The organism is Pseudomonas sp. 28 E 9 (assembly GCF_900004785.1).
Lineage (GTDB): Bacteria > Pseudomonadota > Gammaproteobacteria > Pseudomonadales > Pseudomonadaceae > Aquipseudomonas > Aquipseudomonas orientalis_A.
In genome coordinates this window covers 61,106-79,475 of the sequence record NZ_CVTK01000030.1, presented here as the reverse complement: position 1 = coordinate 79,475, position 18,370 = coordinate 61,106, and the positions used below count along the sequence as shown (strand labels likewise).

Annotated in this window: 17 protein-coding genes; 8 read left to right on the top strand and 9 right to left on the bottom strand. The window is 59.9% G+C overall.

Annotated features, from left to right (window positions below; all coding sequences use genetic code 11):
* The first annotated feature begins 146 nt into the window (after positions 1 to 146).
* Complete coding sequence (gene mqo / locus BFQ00_RS06830) at positions 147 to 1,793, top strand: malate dehydrogenase (quinone) (protein WP_065933022.1); 1,647 nt, start codon at positions 147 to 149, stop codon at positions 1,791 to 1,793.
* A gap of 63 nt (positions 1,794 to 1,856) precedes the next feature.
* Here the strand turns inward: mqo and BFQ00_RS06825 are convergent, their stop codons facing one another.
* Positions 1,857 to 2,693: a LysR family transcriptional regulator gene (locus BFQ00_RS06825; RefSeq protein ID WP_065933021.1), complete on the bottom strand. Its 837-nt coding sequence runs from the start codon at positions 2,691 to 2,693 to the stop codon at positions 1,857 to 1,859.
* A gap of 99 nt (positions 2,694 to 2,792) precedes the next feature.
* Between BFQ00_RS06825 and BFQ00_RS06820 the strand changes: the two genes are divergently transcribed.
* Together BFQ00_RS06820 and BFQ00_RS06815 are read left to right on the top strand one after the other, a co-directional pair.
* On the top strand, positions 2,793 to 3,692 hold the full coding sequence (locus BFQ00_RS06820; protein ID WP_065933020.1) for a DMT family transporter: 900 nt from the start codon (positions 2,793 to 2,795) through the stop codon (positions 3,690 to 3,692).
* Between the two features lie 132 nt (positions 3,693 to 3,824).
* Positions 3,825 to 4,154, top strand: a complete 330-nt coding sequence (locus BFQ00_RS06815; protein WP_065933019.1) for a YXWGXW repeat-containing protein — start codon at positions 3,825 to 3,827, stop codon at positions 4,152 to 4,154.
* A 127-nt stretch (positions 4,155 to 4,281) separates the two neighbouring features.
* Here the strand turns inward: BFQ00_RS06815 and BFQ00_RS06810 are convergent, their stop codons facing one another.
* The 4 genes from BFQ00_RS06810 to BFQ00_RS06795 all read right to left on the bottom strand — a co-directional run bounded on the left by BFQ00_RS06810 (position 4,282) and on the right by BFQ00_RS06795 (position 7,446).
* Positions 4,282 to 4,677, bottom strand: a complete 396-nt coding sequence (locus BFQ00_RS06810; protein WP_065933018.1) for a PIN domain-containing protein — start codon at positions 4,675 to 4,677, stop codon at positions 4,282 to 4,284.
* Complete coding sequence (locus tag BFQ00_RS06805) at positions 4,674 to 4,931, bottom strand: AbrB/MazE/SpoVT family DNA-binding domain-containing protein (protein ID WP_065886384.1); 258 nt, start codon at positions 4,929 to 4,931, stop codon at positions 4,674 to 4,676. Before BFQ00_RS06805 ends, BFQ00_RS06810 begins: the two co-directional genes overlap by 4 nt.
* A gap of 167 nt (positions 4,932 to 5,098) precedes the next feature.
* Complete coding sequence (gene ppnN, locus BFQ00_RS06800) at positions 5,099 to 6,472, bottom strand: nucleotide 5'-monophosphate nucleosidase PpnN (protein WP_065893559.1); 1,374 nt, start codon at positions 6,470 to 6,472, stop codon at positions 5,099 to 5,101.
* Between the two features lie 149 nt (positions 6,473 to 6,621).
* Complete coding sequence (locus BFQ00_RS06795) at positions 6,622 to 7,446, bottom strand: aspartyl/asparaginyl beta-hydroxylase domain-containing protein (protein WP_065933017.1); 825 nt, start codon at positions 7,444 to 7,446, stop codon at positions 6,622 to 6,624.
* A 263-nt stretch (positions 7,447 to 7,709) separates the two neighbouring features.
* Between BFQ00_RS06795 and fabV the strand changes: the two genes are divergently transcribed.
* Complete coding sequence (gene fabV, locus BFQ00_RS06790) at positions 7,710 to 8,903, top strand: enoyl-ACP reductase FabV (protein ID WP_065886389.1); 1,194 nt, start codon at positions 7,710 to 7,712, stop codon at positions 8,901 to 8,903.
* Positions 8,904 to 8,939: 36 nt separating this feature from the next.
* On the opposite strand, the gene BFQ00_RS06785 is transcribed toward fabV, so the two are convergent.
* Entirely contained in the window at positions 8,940 to 10,097 is a 1,158-nt protein-coding gene (locus tag BFQ00_RS06785; protein ID WP_242527078.1) for a CyaA/EF/ExoY family adenylyl cyclase toxin, read from the bottom strand.
* Between the two features lie 252 nt (positions 10,098 to 10,349).
* Here BFQ00_RS06785 and BFQ00_RS06780 point away from each other — a divergent pair, with 252 nt between their 5' ends.
* The gene (locus BFQ00_RS06780; protein ID WP_065933016.1) at positions 10,350 to 10,973 is read left to right on the top strand and encodes an HAD family hydrolase; all 624 of its coding nucleotides are present in this window, start codon (positions 10,350 to 10,352) and stop codon (positions 10,971 to 10,973) included.
* Here the strand turns inward: BFQ00_RS06780 and BFQ00_RS06775 are convergent.
* Positions 10,970 to 11,875 carry a LysR family transcriptional regulator gene (locus BFQ00_RS06775; RefSeq protein WP_065933015.1) on the bottom strand — a complete coding sequence of 302 codons (906 nt, stop codon included), beginning with the start codon at positions 11,873 to 11,875 and terminating at the stop codon, positions 10,970 to 10,972. The genes BFQ00_RS06780 and BFQ00_RS06775 overlap by 4 nt on opposite strands.
* 101 nt (positions 11,876 to 11,976) lie before the next feature.
* On the opposite strand from BFQ00_RS06775, the gene BFQ00_RS06770 reads away from it, so the two are divergent.
* The gene (locus BFQ00_RS06770; protein ID WP_065933014.1) at positions 11,977 to 13,146 is read left to right on the top strand and encodes an aspartate aminotransferase family protein; all 1,170 of its coding nucleotides are present in this window, start codon (positions 11,977 to 11,979) and stop codon (positions 13,144 to 13,146) included.
* Positions 13,147 to 13,301: 155 nt separating this feature from the next.
* Here the strand turns inward: BFQ00_RS06770 and punR are convergent, their stop codons facing one another.
* Positions 13,302 to 14,210: a DNA-binding transcriptional activator PunR gene (gene punR / locus BFQ00_RS06765; RefSeq protein ID WP_065886393.1), complete on the bottom strand. Its 909-nt coding sequence runs from the start codon at positions 14,208 to 14,210 to the stop codon at positions 13,302 to 13,304.
* Positions 14,211 to 14,332: 122 nt separating this feature from the next.
* Between punR and punC the strand changes: the two genes are divergently transcribed.
* Complete coding sequence (punC, locus tag BFQ00_RS06760; protein ID WP_065933013.1) at positions 14,333 to 15,517, top strand: purine nucleoside transporter PunC; 1,185 nt, start codon at positions 14,333 to 14,335, stop codon at positions 15,515 to 15,517.
* Between the two features lie 200 nt (positions 15,518 to 15,717).
* Positions 15,718 to 17,220: a nucleobase:cation symporter-2 family protein gene (locus BFQ00_RS06755; RefSeq protein WP_065933012.1), complete on the top strand. Its 1,503-nt coding sequence runs from the start codon at positions 15,718 to 15,720 to the stop codon at positions 17,218 to 17,220.
* 180 nt (positions 17,221 to 17,400) lie between these two features.
* On the opposite strand, the gene BFQ00_RS06750 is transcribed toward BFQ00_RS06755, so the two are convergent.
* Positions 17,401 to 18,333 (bottom strand): proline iminopeptidase-family hydrolase, encoded by a 933-nt coding sequence (locus BFQ00_RS06750; RefSeq protein WP_065933011.1) that lies wholly within the window; start codon positions 18,331 to 18,333, stop codon positions 17,401 to 17,403.
* Positions 18,334 to 18,370 lie beyond the last annotated feature (37 nt).

Here is an 18,370-nt window from a genome sequence, read left to right as displayed (position 1 = left end):
CCAGGTAGCTGAAGCCAATAATGATAAGAAGTCAGCGCAGAAGGGACATAACAGTGAGGTCGATCCATCGGCCTTGTGTGCCCACCCTGCAGCCTTGAACAATCAGGGGCGGTAGGGCGGATGGCGTTTTATCATAGGTGCTACTGATGTTTAAAAAAGTAAACACTGCCCTGCTGGGGCTGGCTTTGTCGATGGGGATCACGTCCGTTCACGCGGAAGAGGCAAAGAAAGTCGATGTGCTGCTGATCGGCGGCGGCATCATGAGTGCGACCCTGGGTGTCTGGCTCAATGAGCTGGAACCGGACTGGTCGATGGAGATGGTCGAGCGCCTCGATGGCGTGGCCGAAGAAAGCTCCAACGGCTGGAACAACGCCGGTACCGGTCACTCGGCCCTGGCCGAGCTGAACTACACCCCGGAAGACAAGAACGGCAACGTTGAGATCCCTAAAGCGGTCGAGATCAACGAAGCGTTCCAGATCTCCCGTCAGTTCTGGTCCTGGCAGGTCCAGCAGGGCGTGTTGAAGAACCCGCGTTCGTTCATCAACTCCACACCGCACATGAGCTTTGTGTGGGGCGATGACAACATCAAGTTCCTGAAAAAACGTTACGAAGCGCTGAAGGCGAGCCCGCTGTTCGCCGGCATGCAGTACTCCGAAGACCCGGCGCAGATCGCCAAGTGGGTCCCGCTGATGATGGAAGGGCGTGACCCCAACCAGAAAGTCGCGGCCACCTGGAGCCCGATCGGCACCGACGTGAACTTCGGCGAAATCACCCGCCAGTTCGTTGCCCACCTGCAAACCACCCCCAAGTTCGACCTGAAACTGTCGAGCGAAGTGCAGGACATCACCCGCAACGACGACGGTTCGTGGCGTGTGAGCTACAAAAACCTGAAAGACGGCACCAAGACTGAAACCGACGCCAAGTTCGTGTTCATCGGCGCCGGCGGCGGTGCCCTGCACCTGCTGCAAAAGTCGGGCATTCCTGAAGCCAAGGAATACGCCGGCTTTCCGGTTGGCGGCTCGTTCCTGGTGACCGATAACCCAACCGTCGCCGAGCAGCACCTGGCCAAGGCCTACGGCAAGGCTTCGGTAGGTTCGCCACCGATGTCGGTTCCGCACCTGGACACCCGCGTGCTGGACGGCAAGCGCGTGATCCTGTTTGGCCCATTCGCCACCTTCTCGACCAAGTTCCTCAAGGAAGGCTCGTACCTGGACCTGCTGACCAGCACCACCACCCACAACATCTGGCCGATGACCAAGGTCGGTATTCGTGAATACCCACTGGTCGAGTACCTCGCCGGCCAACTGATGCTGTCCGATGACGACCGCTTCAAGGCGCTGCAGGAATACTTCCCGAACGCCAAGCAATCGGACTGGCGCCTGTGGCAAGCCGGTCAGCGTGTGCAGATCATCAAGCGTGACGAAGAGCAGGGCGGCGTGCTGAAACTCGGTACCGAAGTGGTCAGCTCCGCCGACAACTCCATTGCCGGCCTGTTGGGTGCCTCGCCAGGCGCGTCGACCGCAGCTCCGATCATGCTGACCGTGCTGCAAAAAGTCTTCAAGGACAAGGTAGCAAGCCCGGCCTGGCAGGAAAAACTGCACCAGATCGTGCCAAGCTACGGCACCAAGCTGAACGAAAGCCCTGAAGCGGTCGCCAAGGAATGGGCCTACACGGCCGGTGTGCTGCAACTGACGCCACCGCCAGCGATCCCGCAACTGGCTGCTCCACAGGCCACCGAGGCTGCCAAGCCTGCGGCTGAGCCGAGCAAGCCGGCGTCTGATCTGGCGCTGTAAGCAACGCTAAAGCAAAAGCCCGCTGAACCGGTGACGGTCAGCGGGCTTTTTTGTGTGCGGCGTTCAGACCCTGAAGTGCCTGACTTGCTCGTACAGATGCAGCGCCAGTGCATTAGCGGTGTCGCACAGCAGATACAGATGCTGGGCGGGGAGGGCCGGCAGTTGCGTGATGTGTCTCAGCCCTTCGCTCATACGGCTTTCCTCCATCAGGCCCACGGCCACGCCGCTGCGCACGCAAGCCTCTACCGCCGATGAGTTGGGGCTTTCCAGCAGTACGCGATGGTAAACCCCGTGATCTTTCAGCGCCTGTAACGCCGCCGCTCGATACGGGCAACCAGCGATGGGCACGGTGATGGGCAGCGGCACGTTTGGCGGAGAACTGAACTGCTCGGCTGCCACCCATAGCGGTTGCACCGAGCCCAGGCGCTCACCCTGTGCCAGCGGCCGTGCGCTGACGGTGATGGCCAGGTCCAGTTGGTTTGCCGTGAACAGACTCAGCAGTTCGCCACTGGTGCGCGCTTCGATTTCCAGCTCCAGCAGCGGATTGTCGGCGATCAGTCGTGGCACAAATGCCTGGATGAAGGCGGGCGCGTAAGTGTCGGGCACACCCAGGCGGATCTTCCCCTGCATGCGCTGGGGCATGAGGGCGATCAGAAGGCGGTCGTGGCTTTTGAGAAATTCGCTGGTTTCGTCCAGCAGTTTTCTGCCGTACAGCGTCAGGTCCACGCCCTGGTTGCTGCGGCTGAACAGGCGCTGGCCGACCTGGTCTTCCAGTTTCTGAATCTGCGTGGTTACGGTGGAAGCGCTGCGGTGCACATGTTCGGCCGCTTCGTTGAAGCGACCAAAGCGCGCGACGGCATGAAAGGTACGCAGTAGATCGATATTCAGCTGTTTGGCCATGGTTCGACTTTTACGGATTGATGGTGCAGATTATTCAAATATACAGAAGAGTCTCCTGTCCCTAGCCTTGAAGTCAATCGACTAAGGCTGGAGGGCCGCATGAAGCGATCAACCCTGGGATTACTGCTGTTGCAAGGGGCGTTTGTCCTGTCATGGAGTTCGGGCTATATCGGCGCCAAGCTCGGCACTCAGGAAGGCGGTGCGTTCAACCTGCTGTTCTGGCGATTCCTGTTGGTATCGCTGTGCCTGGGACTGTTCCTGAACGTCAGGTTGTTGAAGGTTTCATGGGCGCAGATCCGCCACTACGCGGTGATCGGTTGCCTGTCGCAGTTTCTGTACCTGAGCTGCCTCTACGTGGCGATCCAGAACGGTTTGCCGCCAGGCATTGCGGCAATCATCGCGGCGATGCAGCCGTTGATGACCGCAGCATTGTCGACGGGCAGCGCCACCGAACGCAGCGGCGGTTGGCAATGGGTGGGGCTCGTGATCAGCTTTGCCGGGGTGGCAATTGTGATCGCCGGGCAGTACAGCAATAGCGCAACCGAGGTAGGCCTGGCCATGTACGGGTTGCCACTGGTCTCGGCGCTGGGGCTGACCCTGGCGACGCTGTACGAACGTCGTTCGGTGCAGAGCGAGAATGTCGGTTTGCTCATACCGTTGTTTATCCAATCGCTGCTGAGCCTGATCGGTTTCACCGGCGCTGTGCTGTACACCGATACCTTGAGTATTCCCCATGACACCGACGTACTGGTTTCGATTGCGTGGTTGACGGTGTTTTCCACCTTTGCCGCTTACTTGAGCCTGTGGCAACTGCTGCGTGTGATGACGGCCACCCAGGTTGCCGCGTTGGTCTACCTGGAGCCTCCGGTCACCCTCGTATGGGCGGCGTTGATGTTCGGCGACAGGATTCATGCCTCCACCTACGCCGGCATCGCCGTGGTCATTGCCGGGCTGGTTTTATTGCGCCTGAAGCGACCGACCGTCGAGTGCACGTCTTGAGGCCGGTGGGTTCAGCAATCTGACAGACATCTCCTGTTAAAAATAAATCATGCCCAAGCAGGAGGCCTGGTTGCAACAAAGGGGGATTTCTTACTGATACAGGTGCGGGGCGATTAGGCCCGAGGGTTTTGTATGTTGCTACGTTATGCGGCAATGGCGGCGGTAGTCGTCGCAGCATCCGGGTGTGTGCAAGAGCGTGTCGTGCATGAGCGCAGACCGGTACAACATGAGTATGTAGAAGTTGTTGCACCGCAGCCGCCGCCCGTACAGGTGATCGAAGTCGAACCACCGGTACGCGAAGGTTATATCTGGTCACGCGGTTACTGGCGCTGGCAAGGCGGTCGATATGTGGCGGTGCACGGCCACTGGGAGCCGGTGCGCGAGGGTTATCGCTATGTGCATCCGCATTGGGTACAGCGCAATGACGGGTATCACTGGCAGGTCGGTGGCTGGGTCCGCTGACCGAGCGTCCTCTCCTGCTGTAGGAGCGAGCTTGCTCGCGAAAAAGCCACAGGCGCCGCGTGCTACCTGAATGTTCGCGTAATCGTTGGCGATTTTCGCGAGCAAGCTCGCTCCTGCAAAAGACGACTTAGCCGATACGTTTCATGCCCGTCACCTTGATCGCATTCAGGTCGAAGGTGGCGGTGTATTCGCAACCCGCTGCATGGGCGCAGCGTTCGATCAGGCAGTCGGCAAAGTCTGCCGTGTTCGCCACAAACTTGCGCAGGGCTTGCCAGATGATATCGGCGCGCTCAACCGTGAGCTCGCGAGTGTGCAGCAGGGTTTCCAGCACCATCACCACATCGCTTTTGGCCGACGCGTAGCAGGACTGCAGAACCCACACCAACTCCACTACGGTCACCAGGCTGACAAAACCTGGTGACGTAGTGGTGAGTGATTCGATCAGTCTGGACGCCTTGGCTGACTGCATGGGCTCGTCCTGGGTGACGTAGCGCACCAGCACGTTGGTATCCAGGCCGATCATCCGGCGTTTGCTCCCCGGGCCGCGATGGCCTGGTTCATGTCCTCGATGGACACGGCAGTGGCAGGCTTGCGAATCAGACCCTTGAGGTCGGTGACGGTTTTACTCGCGGCAATCATGGAAAACTTGCCGTCTTCCATTTCGACGAATTCCACCCGGTCGCCTGTTTCCAGGCCGAGGGCTGTCCTCACTTGGACGGGGATGGTGATTTGCCCTTTTGAAGTCAGTGTGGCGGTCGCCATAGTGAAGCTCTCCATCGTGATATTCCTTACCTTAGGGTAAGGAATGATGGAGGACAATATCCGTTGGTCCATAGGTGGCTCGCAGGTGTGGTGAGTCGTACTCAAACCCTAGCTCGGACTCTCAATCCCCACACCTTTGGCCATGGGCCAAACCGATACAAACTATGACCGACCGCGCCCGCTCACTGCACCACGCGATAGCACGGCACATACGCCGCGCCGCCCGGCAGCTTCATGCGGTGCTGGGCGACAAACGCTTTGAGCAGCTCGTCCAGCGGTTTCATGATCGCCGGGTCGCCGTGAATCTCGTACGGGCCGTTTTCTTCGATCAGGCGAATGCCTTTGTCCTTCACGTTACCTGCCACGATCCCCGAGAACGCGCGACGCAGGTTGGCCGCCAGCTCATGGGGCGGCAGCGCATGGCTCAGTTGCAGGCTGGCCATGTTTTCGTGGGTCGGGTCGAAGGGGCGCTGGAAACCTTCGTCGATCTTCAACAGCCAGTTGAAGTGGAACGCGTCGTTGCGCTCGCGTCGGAACTGCTTCACGGCCTTGAGGCCCAGCGTCATCTGGCGCGCGACTTCGGCCGGATCGTCGATGATGATCTGGTAATGCTTCTGCGCCGCTTCGCCGAGGGTAGCCCCGACGAACGCGTGCAGTTGTTCCAGGTAAGGGGCCGCATGCTTGGGCCCGGTCAGAACCACCGGGAACGGCAGGTCGCGGTTGTCCGGGTGCATCAGGATGCCCAGCAGGTAGAGGAATTCCTCAGCGGTGCCGGCGCCGCCGGGGAAGATAATGACGCCGTGGCCGACACGCACAAAGGCTTCCAGGCGTTTCTCGATGTCCGGCAGGATCACCAGCTCGTTGACGATCGGGTTGGGCGCTTCGGCAGCGATGATGCCCGGCTCGGTCAGGCCCAGGTAGCGGCCACCGGTGATGCGTTGTTTGGCGTGGGAAATGGTCGCGCCTTTCATCGGCCCTTTCATCACGCCGGGGCCGCAGCCGGTGCACACGTCGAGGCTGCGCAAGCCCAGCTCGTGCCCGACTTTCTTGGTGTATTTGTATTCTTCGGTGTTGATCGAGTGGCCGCCCCAGCACACCACGATCTTGGGCTCGACACCCGCGCGCAGCGTACGGGCGTTGCGCAGCAGGTGAAACACGTAGTCAGTGATGCCCTGGGAGTTGCTCAGGTCGATGCGCTGGCTGTCCAGCTCATTCTCGGTGTAGACGATGTCACGCAAGGCGCTGAACAGCATTTCGCGCGTGCTGGCGATCATCTCGCCATCGACGAAGGCGTCGGCGGGCGCGTTGAGCAGTTCCAGGCGTACGCCCCGGTCTTGCTGGTGGATGCGCACTTCAAAGTCTTTGTAGGCATCGAGGATGGTCTTGGCGTTATCGATATGCGCGCCGGTGTTGAGGATCGCCAGGGCGCACTGGCGAAACAGGGCGTAGACGCTGCCGCTGCCGGCTTCACTCAGTTGCTGGACTTCACGTTGTGACAGGGTTTCGAGGCTGCCCTTGGGGCTGACGGCGGCGTTGATGACTTGACGTTGGGGCATTCTGATTCCTTGAAAGCACAGCCACCGCATCCACGACAGGCGCGGTGGCTTGAGAATGATGGGCGCCGTATACGGTCGCACGAGACGGTTATTTACCTCAGGCGCAAGGCCGAGCGCAAATACCGTCCAGCACCATCATGCCGCAGAACTTACTGGATCAGCTTCCAGTTTTTGTAGAAAACTCGACGCAGGGTAAATACCAGGCCGGCAAAACCGGCGATCACGGCGTTAAGCACGGAGGGCACCCGGGTCGGCCGCACGATATCAATGAACAGGCAGTAACGTTTTGCATCGTTCTTGTTGAAAGACGCATGCATCAGCGTGTCATCGAAGATAAACAATGGGTCGTCGTGCCAATAGTGCTTGTGCTTGCCCACCTGGATATACACGCCTTCATGGTGCGGCGCCGGCGCCATGTTGTAGAGCACGCGGAACATCATGCGCAGGGGGCCGAAGTGGAACGATGTCGAGCGGTTCTCGTTGAACACCGACACGCCGATGGTCTTCACGAATGGCAGTTTCTTGCGCAGTTGCGGGATGTCCAGGGCGGTTTCGATGGGGCGACCGTACCACTGGAAAAACAGCATGCCGCGTTTCTTCTCGGCCATGCGTGCGTCCAGGTAACCGATGATTTCTTCCTTGCGGGCCATGGCGTCGTTAATGACCTGTTGCAGGTCTTCGCGCCAGGCCGGCGGCAGGTCTTGCATCGTGTAGACATGCCGGTTGCGCTTGCTCAACAGGTCGAGCAGGGTGTTGAACGGTGCCAGCACCCAGGTATTGCGGCCGTTTCCGACGAAATATTTCTTGATGGTGCCGCGGTCGTAGAGGCCGTTGCGCAAAAAATCATAAACACCGCAGAACACCACCAGCAGCAGAAACACCAGGCAGGTACGCGGGAAACAGTAGATCAGCAGCAGAACGCCGACGACCCAGGCGAGGGACACCAGCTTTTTGCCGACAGCATTTTTGCTCATGAAACCTGGCTCCAAACTTGAAACATAATGAAACAATATCGTCATGATAGGGGTTTCTGCCGTGCTTGGGCGTTTTAAATAGTTCGAAAAGTGTTAACGCGGTGCACCGTTTGTAACGGTCGCCAGGGCGGGTGGATTGAATTTTGAGAACGGAAGATTTGCGTCTATCGTGACGCTTCGGTTTTTCAGGCGTCATAGACCGGTACGATTGAAGTTGAATGGCCACCATTGGCCTTCGGCACCTTGGAAGAGGCAGAATTTTTATGATCATCAAACCGCGGGTTCGTGGCTTTATCTGTGTGACCGCTCACCCTGTTGGCTGTGAAGCGAACGTCAAGGAGCAGATCGAGTACGTCACCCAAAACGGCGTAATCGAAGGCGGCCCCAAGAAGGTGCTGGTCCTCGGTGCTTCCACCGGCTACGGCCTGGCCGCGCGCATCAGTGCTGCGTTTGGCTGCGGCGCCGACACCCTGGGCGTGTTTTTTGAGAAAGAAGGCGAAGAAGGCAAGCTGAGCTCCGCCGGCTGGTACAACAGCGCGGCGTTCGAGAAGTTTGCCGTGCAAAAGGGCCTGTACGCCAAGAGCATCAACGGCGACGCGTTCTCCGACGAGATCAAGCGCCTGACCATCGACACCATCAAGAAAGACCTGGGCAAGATCGACCTGGTGGTCTACAGCCTGGCCGCGCCACGCCGTACCGACCCGCAAGGCGTGGTGCACACCTCCACCCTCAAGCCGATCGGCAAGGCTGTGACCCTGCGTGGGATCAACACCGACAAGGGCGTGGTGGTCGACACGACGCTGGAGCCGGCAACCCAGGAAGAAATCGACGGCACTGTGAAAGTGATGGGCGGCGAAGACTGGCAGCTGTGGATCGACGCCCTGCGCGACGCCGATGTACTGGCCGAAGGCGCCAAGACCACCGCGTTCACTTACCTCGGCGAAAAGCTGACCCAGGACATCTACTGGAACGGTTCCATCGGCGAAGCCAAGAAGGACCTGGACAAGAAAGTCCTGACCCTGCGCGAAAACCTCGCTGCACTCAAGGGCGACGCCCGTGTGTCGGTGCTCAAGGCTGTGGTCACCCAGGCAAGTTCGGCAATCCCGATCATGCCGCTGTACCTGTCGCTGCTGTTCAAGGTCATGAAAGAGCAGGGCACTCACGAGGGTTGCATCGAGCAGGTCTACGGCCTGTTCAAGGACAGCCTCTACGGCAGCGAGCCAAAGCTGGATGCCGACGGTCGCCTGCGTGCCGACCTGGCCGAGTTGGAGCCAAAGGTCCAGGACGCCGTGGCGGCGCTGTGGAACCAGGTTACCGACGACAACGTCAACGAGATCAGCGATTTTGCCGGCTACAAGGCTGAGTTCCTGCGCTTGTTCGGTTTTGAAGTCGATGGCGTGGACTACGACGCGGACGTGAACCCGACCGTCAAGATCAACGGTCTGGTCCAGGCGTAAATGATGTGATTGGCAGCGGCCTGGATCACAAAGTGATCAGGCTGCTGTTTGCCCGAGTTTGAGTTGAATAAGGTTTTGCGCGCGGATGAAGTCAGGCCGTCGCACCTCGACCACTTCTTTCTCCCAGAGTGGATTCAACGGCAAATGATAGCCGCTGTCCTTGGCGGTTTTAATGAAATCGGCCATTTCTCTGGCGTCGCGGATGATGCTGATTTCGTCGAATCTACCCAGTTTCGCCGGCAGGAAAAATGTTGCCGGGTAGTTCGCGGTTACCTCCGTTGCCGGGCTGCCTGAATCCGCATTGTGGTGAACCACTCGCTCTGCGTCACCGACCAGTTTCTGGTTGATGATGCCTATCATCTGCTTCAGTCGTGACGTGGCATTGCCGAGATGGGGATCCTCTTTCTGGTAGAAATTGGCCGCGCTTGCAAAGTCTGCGAGCAGTTTCTGCGGAACCTGTTTGTATCGATTGAGTCGTTCCTTGAACACGCTGTGCGCGACATCCGGTACGGGGAGCTTATCCTGGGGCCCGAAGTCACTCAGGTGCGGCGCGACCATATGCAGATCGTAATCGGCGGTCAAAGGCTTGCCCTCTGCCTGCTTGGCCAGCACTTCAAGCGGCTTGTCCTGGTGGGTGATCAGATAGGTGTCGGCGGCGGGCGAAGCGCAACGGGCTTGAAACGTATAGCGTTGCCCGCTCGGCCCTTGGGCGCTGAGGTGCAGCGTACCGTTGGCGTCTTTTGCAGACAGCTCAGTGATAGCGCCCAGCTTCACCAATTCGTTAAGGCGGCCGCGCGAGAGTTTCAGCGGGATCGGGACTGCATGGCCTTGCTCGACACAATCCAGGATCTGCGCGTTGGCCTTTGCGACTTTCTCCGGCGCGCTCTCCAGCTTGCTGAGTGCCTGGTCGGAACAGATCAGACCGGCCTGCGGCCCCCAGTTGGCACTTTTGCCCTTGATGTGAAAATCCTTGGTGGGGTGTCCGGCTTCTATCAGTCCGGTAGCCACGGACTCGACTGGGCGTATGCCGATGATGGAATTGGTGGTCGCCGCGATCTGTTGCAAGGGTTCAAGGTGGCTTGAAACTATTCCTGTTTGCTCTTTTACCCGCTCGATCAGGGGGGTGTGCAGGCTGTCGAATTCCCCGGCACCTGCGTTTTTCTGAAGGGACTGTTTGCGGTGCAAGGCTTCCATGCTGAGTGCGGAGGGTGATGTAACACTGAGACTCCTGGTTTTCATCGGAATACCTCTACGTCACGTCTAGCGGCAATGTTGGATGATTCCGTTCAGTTACAGTTCTCCTTGACAGGGCTGACAGTAAAAGAGATTGGCCCCTTACGCAGAGGTGTGGTGAATTTTCAGAACAATCCTACGCGTGCTTGCCTTCTGTTGCGGGTCCTGGGCATGCCAGACTGCCTCACTCATTGTGCAAACGAGAGCAAACCCATGACGATCCGTTCGGTAGTGTTTGATTTCGGTGGCGTGTTGTTTGACTGGAGCCCGCAGCATCTGTATCGCAAGTTGATTGCCGACGAGCAGGAACGGCAATGGTTTCTCGAGAATATCTGCACCCAGGCCTGGAACACCGAGCAGGATGCCGGCCGAACCCTGGCTGAAGGCACCCGCAGCCTGATTGCCCAACATCCTGAACACCGGGCCTTGATCGAGGCTTATTACGCGCGCTGGCACGAAATGTTGCGTGGTGCGTTGCCGGAAGGGGTTGCGATTCTCACCGCGTTGCATCAGGCCAATATGCCCTTGTTCGGGCTGACCAACTGGTCGGCGCAAACCTTTCCCTATGCCCTTGAACGCTACCCGTTCCTGCAATTGTTCCGCGATATCGTCGTCTCCGGCCAATTGAAACTGATCAAGCCGGACCCGGCGATCTACCAGGCCAGTCTTGCGCGGATCCGTGCCCATCTGCCGGACATCCAGCCCAATGAGGTGGTGTTCATTGATGATGTTGTCGGCAATGTCGACGCGGCCATCGCCCTTGGCTGGCAGGGCATCCACCATGTGTCGGCCGAGCGCACCGCCGCGCATCTGCGTGAACGGGGCGTGGCGTTCTAGCGCGCCCATTTCTCCATGACAAAATCGACGAAGGCCCGCAGCTTGGGCAGGCGATAACGGTCCTGGCGATACAGCAGGTGCATGGGCCGGCTGGGCAGTTTGTAGCCGGTCAGCAAGGCGACCAGCTTGCCGCTCTCCAGGTCCGGTTGCACCAGGGCATCCGCCAGCATGATGATGCCCATGCCGTTTACCGCCGCCTGGCGCAAGCCCTGGGAGCTGTTGATGGTCAATGCGCCGGCCACCGGCACCTCTACCTCGCCCGCGTCCCCGGTCATGCGCCACAGTTTGTCGGTGTCGCGCCAGTTGTCGGTCGCAGGGTAGGCGAAGGCCAGGCAGTCGTGTTGCTGCAGGTCAGCCGGAGTCTGCGGCGTGCCACGCCGCACCAGGTACGCAGGGGACGCGCAGAGGGTGAGGGTGTAGGCCTGCAGGGGCCTGGCGATCACGCTGGAGGCTTCCAGTTCGCCGAGACGGATCGCCACGTCGAAGCCGCTGTCGACCAGGTCCATCCGCTCATTGCTCAGCACCACGTACAGGTCGATCAGCGGGTAGCGCTGGGAAAACTCGCTCAAGGCCGGCACGAGACGTTCGGTGCCGAACACAGGCGGCGCGGTGATACGCAGGGTGCCTTTGGGGGCTTCGCTGTGAATCTGCTCCGCCAGTAGCTCGGAGTCTGCCACCAGCCCCAGCACTTCCAGACAGCGCTGATAATACTGCCCGCCAAATTCGGTAAGGTTCTGTTTGCGGGTGGTGCGTTTGAGCAAACTGACGCCCAGTCGTTGCTCAAGCGCCCGCAGATGGTTGCCGACCATGGTGGTCGACATCCCGCACTCGTGCGCAGCGGCGGTCATGCTGCCGGTCTCGACGACTTTCACGTACACCGACATGGCCTGGAACAGATCCATTATCAAGTCCTGGTTTAAAGTAATTGCAGTAATTCGCAGTTTATCCAGCTGTGGTGGCTAACGATACTTAAACACCACAACGATGCACTGGAGCCCGCCCCATGACTGCCGCCTGCCTGATGAGCACCTATCAACCCTTGGCCTTGAGTTTCACCCGTGGTTTGGGCACGCGTCTGTGGGATCAGCACGGCCGCGAATACCTTGACGCGGTTGCGGGCGTGGCCGTGACCAATGTCGGCCATTCCCATCCGCGGCTGGTAACGGCCATCAGCGAGCAGGCCGGCCTGCTGTTGCACACCTCCAACCTCTATAGCATTGACTGGCAACAGCGTCTGGCCCGGCGCCTGACCCAGCTGTCCGGGCTGGACCGCGCGTTCTTCAACAATTCAGGCGCTGAAGCCAATGAAGCAGCGCTGAAACTGGCACGGCTGCATGGCTGGAAAAAAGGCATTGAGCAACCCTTGGTAGTGGTGATGGAGAACGCTTTCCACGGGCGCACGCTCGGCACCATGGCAGCCAGTGACGGGCCGTCGGTACGCCTTGGGTTTCAACGTTTGCCGGGGGATTTTCTGAGGGTGGGTTTTGGCGATCTGGACGCACTGGAACGTATCACCCAACACTGTGGCGCGCGTATCGCCGCCGTGCTGTTGGAGCCGATCCAGGGTGAAAGCGGTGTATTACCGGCACCGCCCGGCTATCTGAAAGCGCTGCGCGATCACTGCACGCGCCACGGCTGGCTGATGATGCTCGACGAAATACAAACCGGCATTGGCCGTACGGGTGCCTGGTTCGCCTTTCAGCACGAGGGCATTGTCCCCGACGTAATGACCCTGGCCAAAGGCCTCGGCAACGGCATACCGATCGGCGCCTGCCTGGCCCGCGCCGGCGTCGCCGAATTGTTCACGCCGGGCAGCCATGGCAGCACCTTTGGCGGCAACCCGCTGGCGTGCCGTGTCGGTTGCACCGTGCTGGATATTATTCATGAGCAAGGCTTGTTGCAGAACGCTGCACGCCAGGGCGAACACTTGCTGGATCGCTTGCGCATCGAGCTGGATGGGCACCCGCAAGTGCGGGCGATTCGTGGCAAAGGCCTGATGATCGGGATTGAACTGGCCAGCCCTTATCGCGACCTTGCACACCGTGCCGCCCAGGAGCACGGGCTATTGATCAACGTCACGCGGGGCAAGATCATTCGCCTGTTGCCGCCGCTGACCCTTGATGCCAGGGAAGTCGAGATGATCGTTCGAGCCATCACCCGACTGCTGGACTGAAAGGCAATCAAAATGTGGGAATGCCGTCTGTAGGAGCGAGCTTGCTCGCGAAAAACGTCAACGATAACGCGTGCTTTCTGAATGAACGCGGTGTCGGTGAGTCTCTCGCGAGCAACAGCTAGGCGCCCCCCTCCCACAGAATTCTGTGCTGCTTTTCAGATTCCATTCAACCACTCCTGATTCAGGGTCTCGGTATCCCCCAGGTACTCCAGCAACCACGCCATGGCCGGCGACAGTTTGTTCTGCGCCCAGGCCACGCAGGATGGGCTGGCCGGGAAGGGGCGGTGCAGCTGCAGCGCCACCAACTCGCCGCGCTCGATCCACGGCAGCACCTGATGCGCCGGGGCCATGCCGACGCACAAACCGTCGCGCAGGCAATCGAGCGCCGAGGACCAGTTGGGCACCACCAGGCGGCGCTGGTTATCCAGGGTCCAGGTGTCCCGCTTGGGCAGGTTGCGCGAGGTGTCGGTCATGCACAGTGAGGCAAAGGGGCGCAGTTGATCGTCACTGAGCAGGCCGCTGACTGCTGCCAGGGGATGTCTGGCGCTGACCACGCACAACCAGTTCAACAAGCCCATGTCACGAAAGCTGAAGTGGCTGGCCACCGGCACCGCGCTGGTGGCGCCGATCACAATGTCGGTGCGCTCGTCCGCCAGCGCATCCCACACACCGTTGTACACCTCGTACTCCAGCAGCAATTCCACGTCGGGAAACTGCCGATAGAAGTCCAGCACCAGTTGCCGACAGCGTTGCGGCTTGACGATGGAATCCACCGCCACCTTCAATTGGCCGCTCCAGCCATTGGCCACTTGCTGGCACAGGCGCCGGGTGCCGAGCATTTTTTTCATCACCCCGCGGGCTTCGTCGATAAACAGGCGGCCGGCGGGCGTCAGCTCCACGTCACGGTGGCGCCGTACAAACAGCGGCACGGCCAGCCACTCTTCGAGCTGACGCACCGTGTAGCTGATGGCCGACGGCACGCGATGCAGTTCCTGGGCGGCGGCACTGAAGCTGCCGTGGCGTGCGACGGCATCGACCACATCCAGGGAGTATTCGGACCACATGGCGTTTGCCTTCAAAATTATTGATAAGACTGTCCAATTATTATCGCTTCACAGGAAAACTGCCAGCTTCATAATGGGCGCCAGTCAGCAAATAGTTTGATGGCAGGATCGACAAGGCTTCAATGAAAAATTCTTTTGGTTTCACGTGGTATCTGGCGGGGCTGAGCATGCTCGGTTATCTCGCCATGGACATGTATTTGCCGGCGTTTGGCGCCATGGGCGAGCAGTTGCAGATTGGCGCCGGGGCCGTGGGCGCCAGCTTGAGCATTTTCCTTGCCGGTTTTGCGCTGGGGCAGTTGCTGTGGGGGCCACTGTCCGACCGGCTCGGGCGCAAGCCGGTCCTGCTCATGGGGCTGAGCCTGTTTGTGCTGGGGTGCCTGGGTATGTTCTGGGTGCAGACCGCGCCGCAGCTCTGGGCATTGCGCTTTATGCAGGCGATCGGTGTGTGCTCTGCTGCCGTGAGTTGGCAGGCCCTGGTGATTGATCGCTACCCGGCGGACAAGGCCCACCGCGTGTTCGCCAGCATCATGCCGCTGATGTCGCTGTCGCCGGCGTTGGCGCCGTTGTTGGGCGCGATGGTGTTGAATCATTTTGGCTGGCAGGCGATTTTTGGCGTGTTGCTGGGTGTGTCGCTGCTTCTGCTGTTGCCGACGGTGTTGCTGCGCGCCGCGCCGAAGCGTCAAACGCGCCACCCCGTGCGCCTGGGCTATGCACAGCTGCTCACTTCGCGGGTATTTACCGGCAACGTCATGATATTTGCCGCCTGCTCCGCCAGTTTCTTTGCCTGGCTGACTGCTTCGCCCTTCATCCTCGGTGGCATGGGCTACACCCCGAGTGACATCGGCCTCAGTTACGTGCTGCCCACCCTGGCCTTTCTCGTCGGCGGCTACAGTTGCCGCAGCGCCTTGCAGCGCTTGCCGGGTAAAACCTTGTTGCCGTGGCTGCTCGCCTTCTATTGCCTGAGCATGGTGGCGTTGTACCTGGTTGCAACGTTGACAGTGCCGACCCTCACCACCTTGCTGATTCCGTTCTGCCTGATGGCGCTGTGCAACGGGGCGAGCTACCCGATCGTGGTGGCGAATGCGCTGATGCCGTTTTCGGAAAATTCCGGCAAGGCGGCCGCTCTGCAAAACACCCTGCAATTGGGCTTGTGCTTTCTCGCCAGTCTGTTGGTGTCATCAATGATCGAGCAGGCGCTGTTGATCACGGTGATTGTGATGCTGGCGACCGCGCCGTTGGCGGTGCTGGGTTACTGGCTGGCGCGGCCGAAGGCGCAGTGCCCTGAGCTGGCAACTGATCTGAAGTGAAAATGTGGGAGGGGGCTAGCCCCCTCCCACATTTGGATTGAGTTTCTTCAGCTGGAACGCGTTCTGGCTCATGACGGCCGGATTGTTTTTGCAACGCCTCGGCAGACTATCTTGTCTGAATGATTGTATACAACTCTATGGACATACAGTCTTAACATTGCATACAGTGAGCGCACAACAAAAACAGAGATGCGCTCACCATGACTATCCCGAAGGCGTCACCGCAGCGGCCCGAAGATGAAAATCTGGGGGGCGCCGCCAACATGGCCTACGGCCTGCAGCATGTGCTCACCATGTATGGCGGCATCGTTGCCGTACCATTGATCGTCGGCCAGGCGGCCGGGTTGTCGCCGGCGGATATCGGCCTGTTGATCGCCGCGTCGTTGTTTGCCGGTGGTCTGGCCACGTTGCTGCAAACCCTTGGCCTGCCATTCTTTGGCTGCCAGTTGCCGCTGGTGCAGGGCGTGTCGTTCGCCGGTGTGGCGACCATGGTGGCGATCGTTGGCAGCGACGGGGCAGGGGGCGTGCCGGCGATTCTCGGCGCGGTGATGGCCGCGTCGTTGATTGGGTTGTTGATCACCCCGGTGTTCTCGCGCATTACCCGGTTTTTCCCGCCGCTGGTGACCGGTATCGTCATTACCACCATCGGCCTGACCCTGATGCCCGTGGCGGCGCGCTGGGCCATGGGCGGCAACAGTCGCGCGGCGGATTTCGGCAGCATGTCGAATATCGGCCTGGCTGCGCTGACATTGGTGCTGGTGTTGCTGCTGAGCAAAATCGGCAGCGCGGCGATCTCGCGTCTGTCGATTCTGCTGGCGATGGTGATCGGCACGGTGATCGCGGTGTTCCTGGGCATGGCCGACTTCTCCGGCGTGACCCAGGGGCCCATGTTCGGCTTTCCTACGCCGTTCCATTTCGGCATGCCGACCTTTCATGTGGCGGCGATCATTTCCATGTGCATTGTGGTGATGGTGACGCTGGTGGAAACCTCGGCGGACATTCTGGCGGTGGGCGAGATCATCGACACCAAGGTCGACTCCAAACGCCTGGGCAACGGCCTGCGCGCCGACATGCTGTCGAGCCTGTTCGCGCCGATCTTCGGTTCATTCACGCAGAGTGCGTTCGCCCAGAACGTCGGCCTGGTGGCGGTGACCGGGGTGAAAAGCCGGTTTGTGGTGGCAACCGGCGGGATGTTCCTGGTGGTGCTTGGCCTGCTGCCGTTCATGGGCCGGGTGATTGCCGCCGTGCCTACCTCGGTGCTTGGCGGTGCCGGCATTGTGTTGTTCGGCACCGTGGCGGCCAGCGGTATTCGCACCTTGTCCAAGGTGGATTACCGCAACAACATGAACCTGATCATCGTCGCCACGAGTATCGGTTTCGGCATGATTCCCATCGCCGCGCCCAGCTTCTACGACCAGTTTCCCAGCTGGTTCGCGACCATTTTCCATTCGGGCATCAGCTCGTCGGCGATCATGGCGATCTTGCTCAACCTGACGTTCAACCACTTCACCGCCGGTAACTCCGACCAGCAGTCGGTGTTCGTGGCGGGGACTGAGCGCAGTTTGTGCTTTCGCGACGTGGCGGCATTGCGCGACGGCGATTACTACCGGGGCGGCAAGCTGTTCGATGCCGAGGGCAAGGAGATTCCTTTGGTGGCGGATACCTTGAGGAAAACCGCCAAACCTGAAACCACTGAGGTCTGAATGTGGGAGGGGGCAAGCCCTGATGCCAGTCTGTAGGAGCGAGCTTGCTCGCGAAAAACGTCAACGATAACGCGTGCTTCCTGAATGAACGCAGTGCCTGTGAGTTTTTCGCGAGCAAGAGCTAGGCGCCCCCCTCGCTCCTACAAAAAGCCTTAAGGCAAGCCCCCTCCCACATTGGAATTAGCCAGCCTTGAGGGCTTTGTGCGGCATTGAACACACCTCATCCAGAAACTTCACCACGGTCCCCATGCACGCCTGGCGTTCCTCCACATGGGGCATGTGGCTGGAATCTTCGAACAGCGCCCAGCGCACGTCCGGGATTTCATCCAGGAACGGCTTGACCACTAACGGCGTGGCTTCGTCATGACGGCCGGAGATCACCAGTGTCGGCACCTGGATGGCCGACAGGCGACCAATCACGTTCCAGTCCTTCAAGCTGCCGATCACATGGAACTCCGTCGGGCCGCTCATGGCGTGATACACCGTCGGGTCGGCATCGACCTGGGCGAAGGTGCGCGCGACTTCTTCCGGCCACGGGTTGACCCGGCACACGTGCTGGTCGTAGAAAACCCGCGAGGCGGCCTGGTATTCCGGGTCCTGGTAGGTACCGGCGGCTTCATGCTTGAGCAGGGTTTCATGCACACCTTCGGGCAACAGCTTGCGCAGTCGATTGGCTTCGCTGACCCAGGTGCGCATGCACGTCGGTGAGTTGGCCGGGATAAAGGCGCGCAGGCCCTTGGGCTGCAGAATCGCATGTTCGCTGCCGAGCATGCCGCCCCAGGATTGCCCGAGGATCGCGTAGTTGTCGCTTATGTGCAGGTGGTCGAGCAGGTTGTTCAATTCGTCGAGGAATAGCTCGACGGTCCAGAACGAAGCCGGTTTTTCCGGCAAGTGCGTCGAGCGACCATTGCCCAACTGGTCGTAGTGAATCACCGCGTGGCCGCTGGCGGCGACATCCTTGAACGCGTCGACGTAATCGTGGGTGCAGCCGGGGCCGCCATGGATGATCACCAGTGGTGTGCGGCCGGTAGACAGCTCGCCCGTGATGCGATACCACGTCTGATAGGCGCCGAAGGGGGCGTAGCCTTCGCGGACTTTGTCGATGAATTCCATTTCGTACCCTGCTCTGAAAAAAGGATCATGGCTACGA

Bases quoted from the DNA above. Each gene is read 5' to 3' on its own strand.
- mqo (WP_065933022.1), top strand. From the start codon at position 147: ATGTTTAAAAAAGTAAACACTGCCCTGCTGGGGCTGGCTTTGTCGATG.
- BFQ00_RS06825 (WP_065933021.1), bottom strand. From the start codon at position 2,693: ATGGCCAAACAGCTGAATATCGATCTACTGCGTACCTTTCATGCCGTC.
- BFQ00_RS06820 (WP_065933020.1), top strand. From the start codon at position 2,793: ATGAAGCGATCAACCCTGGGATTACTGCTGTTGCAAGGGGCGTTTGTC.
- BFQ00_RS06815 (WP_065933019.1), top strand. From the start codon at position 3,825: ATGTTGCTACGTTATGCGGCAATGGCGGCGGTAGTCGTCGCAGCATCC.
- BFQ00_RS06810 (WP_065933018.1), bottom strand. From the start codon at position 4,677: ATGATCGGCCTGGATACCAACGTGCTGGTGCGCTACGTCACCCAGGAC.
- BFQ00_RS06805 (WP_065886384.1), bottom strand. From the start codon at position 4,931: ATGGAGAGCTTCACTATGGCGACCGCCACACTGACTTCAAAAGGGCAA.
- ppnN (WP_065893559.1), bottom strand. From the start codon at position 6,472: ATGCCCCAACGTCAAGTCATCAACGCCGCCGTCAGCCCCAAGGGCAGC.
- BFQ00_RS06795 (WP_065933017.1), bottom strand. From the start codon at position 7,446: ATGAGCAAAAATGCTGTCGGCAAAAAGCTGGTGTCCCTCGCCTGGGTC.
- fabV (WP_065886389.1), top strand. From the start codon at position 7,710: ATGATCATCAAACCGCGGGTTCGTGGCTTTATCTGTGTGACCGCTCAC.
- BFQ00_RS06785 (WP_242527078.1), bottom strand. From the start codon at position 10,097: ATGGAAGCCTTGCACCGCAAACAGTCCCTTCAGAAAAACGCAGGTGCC.
- BFQ00_RS06780 (WP_065933016.1), top strand. From the start codon at position 10,350: ATGACGATCCGTTCGGTAGTGTTTGATTTCGGTGGCGTGTTGTTTGAC.
- BFQ00_RS06775 (WP_065933015.1), bottom strand. From the start codon at position 11,875: ATGGATCTGTTCCAGGCCATGTCGGTGTACGTGAAAGTCGTCGAGACC.
- BFQ00_RS06770 (WP_065933014.1), top strand. From the start codon at position 11,977: ATGACTGCCGCCTGCCTGATGAGCACCTATCAACCCTTGGCCTTGAGT.
- punR (WP_065886393.1), bottom strand. From the start codon at position 14,210: ATGTGGTCCGAATACTCCCTGGATGTGGTCGATGCCGTCGCACGCCAC.
- punC (WP_065933013.1), top strand. From the start codon at position 14,333: ATGAAAAATTCTTTTGGTTTCACGTGGTATCTGGCGGGGCTGAGCATG.
- BFQ00_RS06755 (WP_065933012.1), top strand. From the start codon at position 15,718: ATGACTATCCCGAAGGCGTCACCGCAGCGGCCCGAAGATGAAAATCTG.
- BFQ00_RS06750 (WP_065933011.1), bottom strand. From the start codon at position 18,333: ATGGAATTCATCGACAAAGTCCGCGAAGGCTACGCCCCCTTCGGCGCC.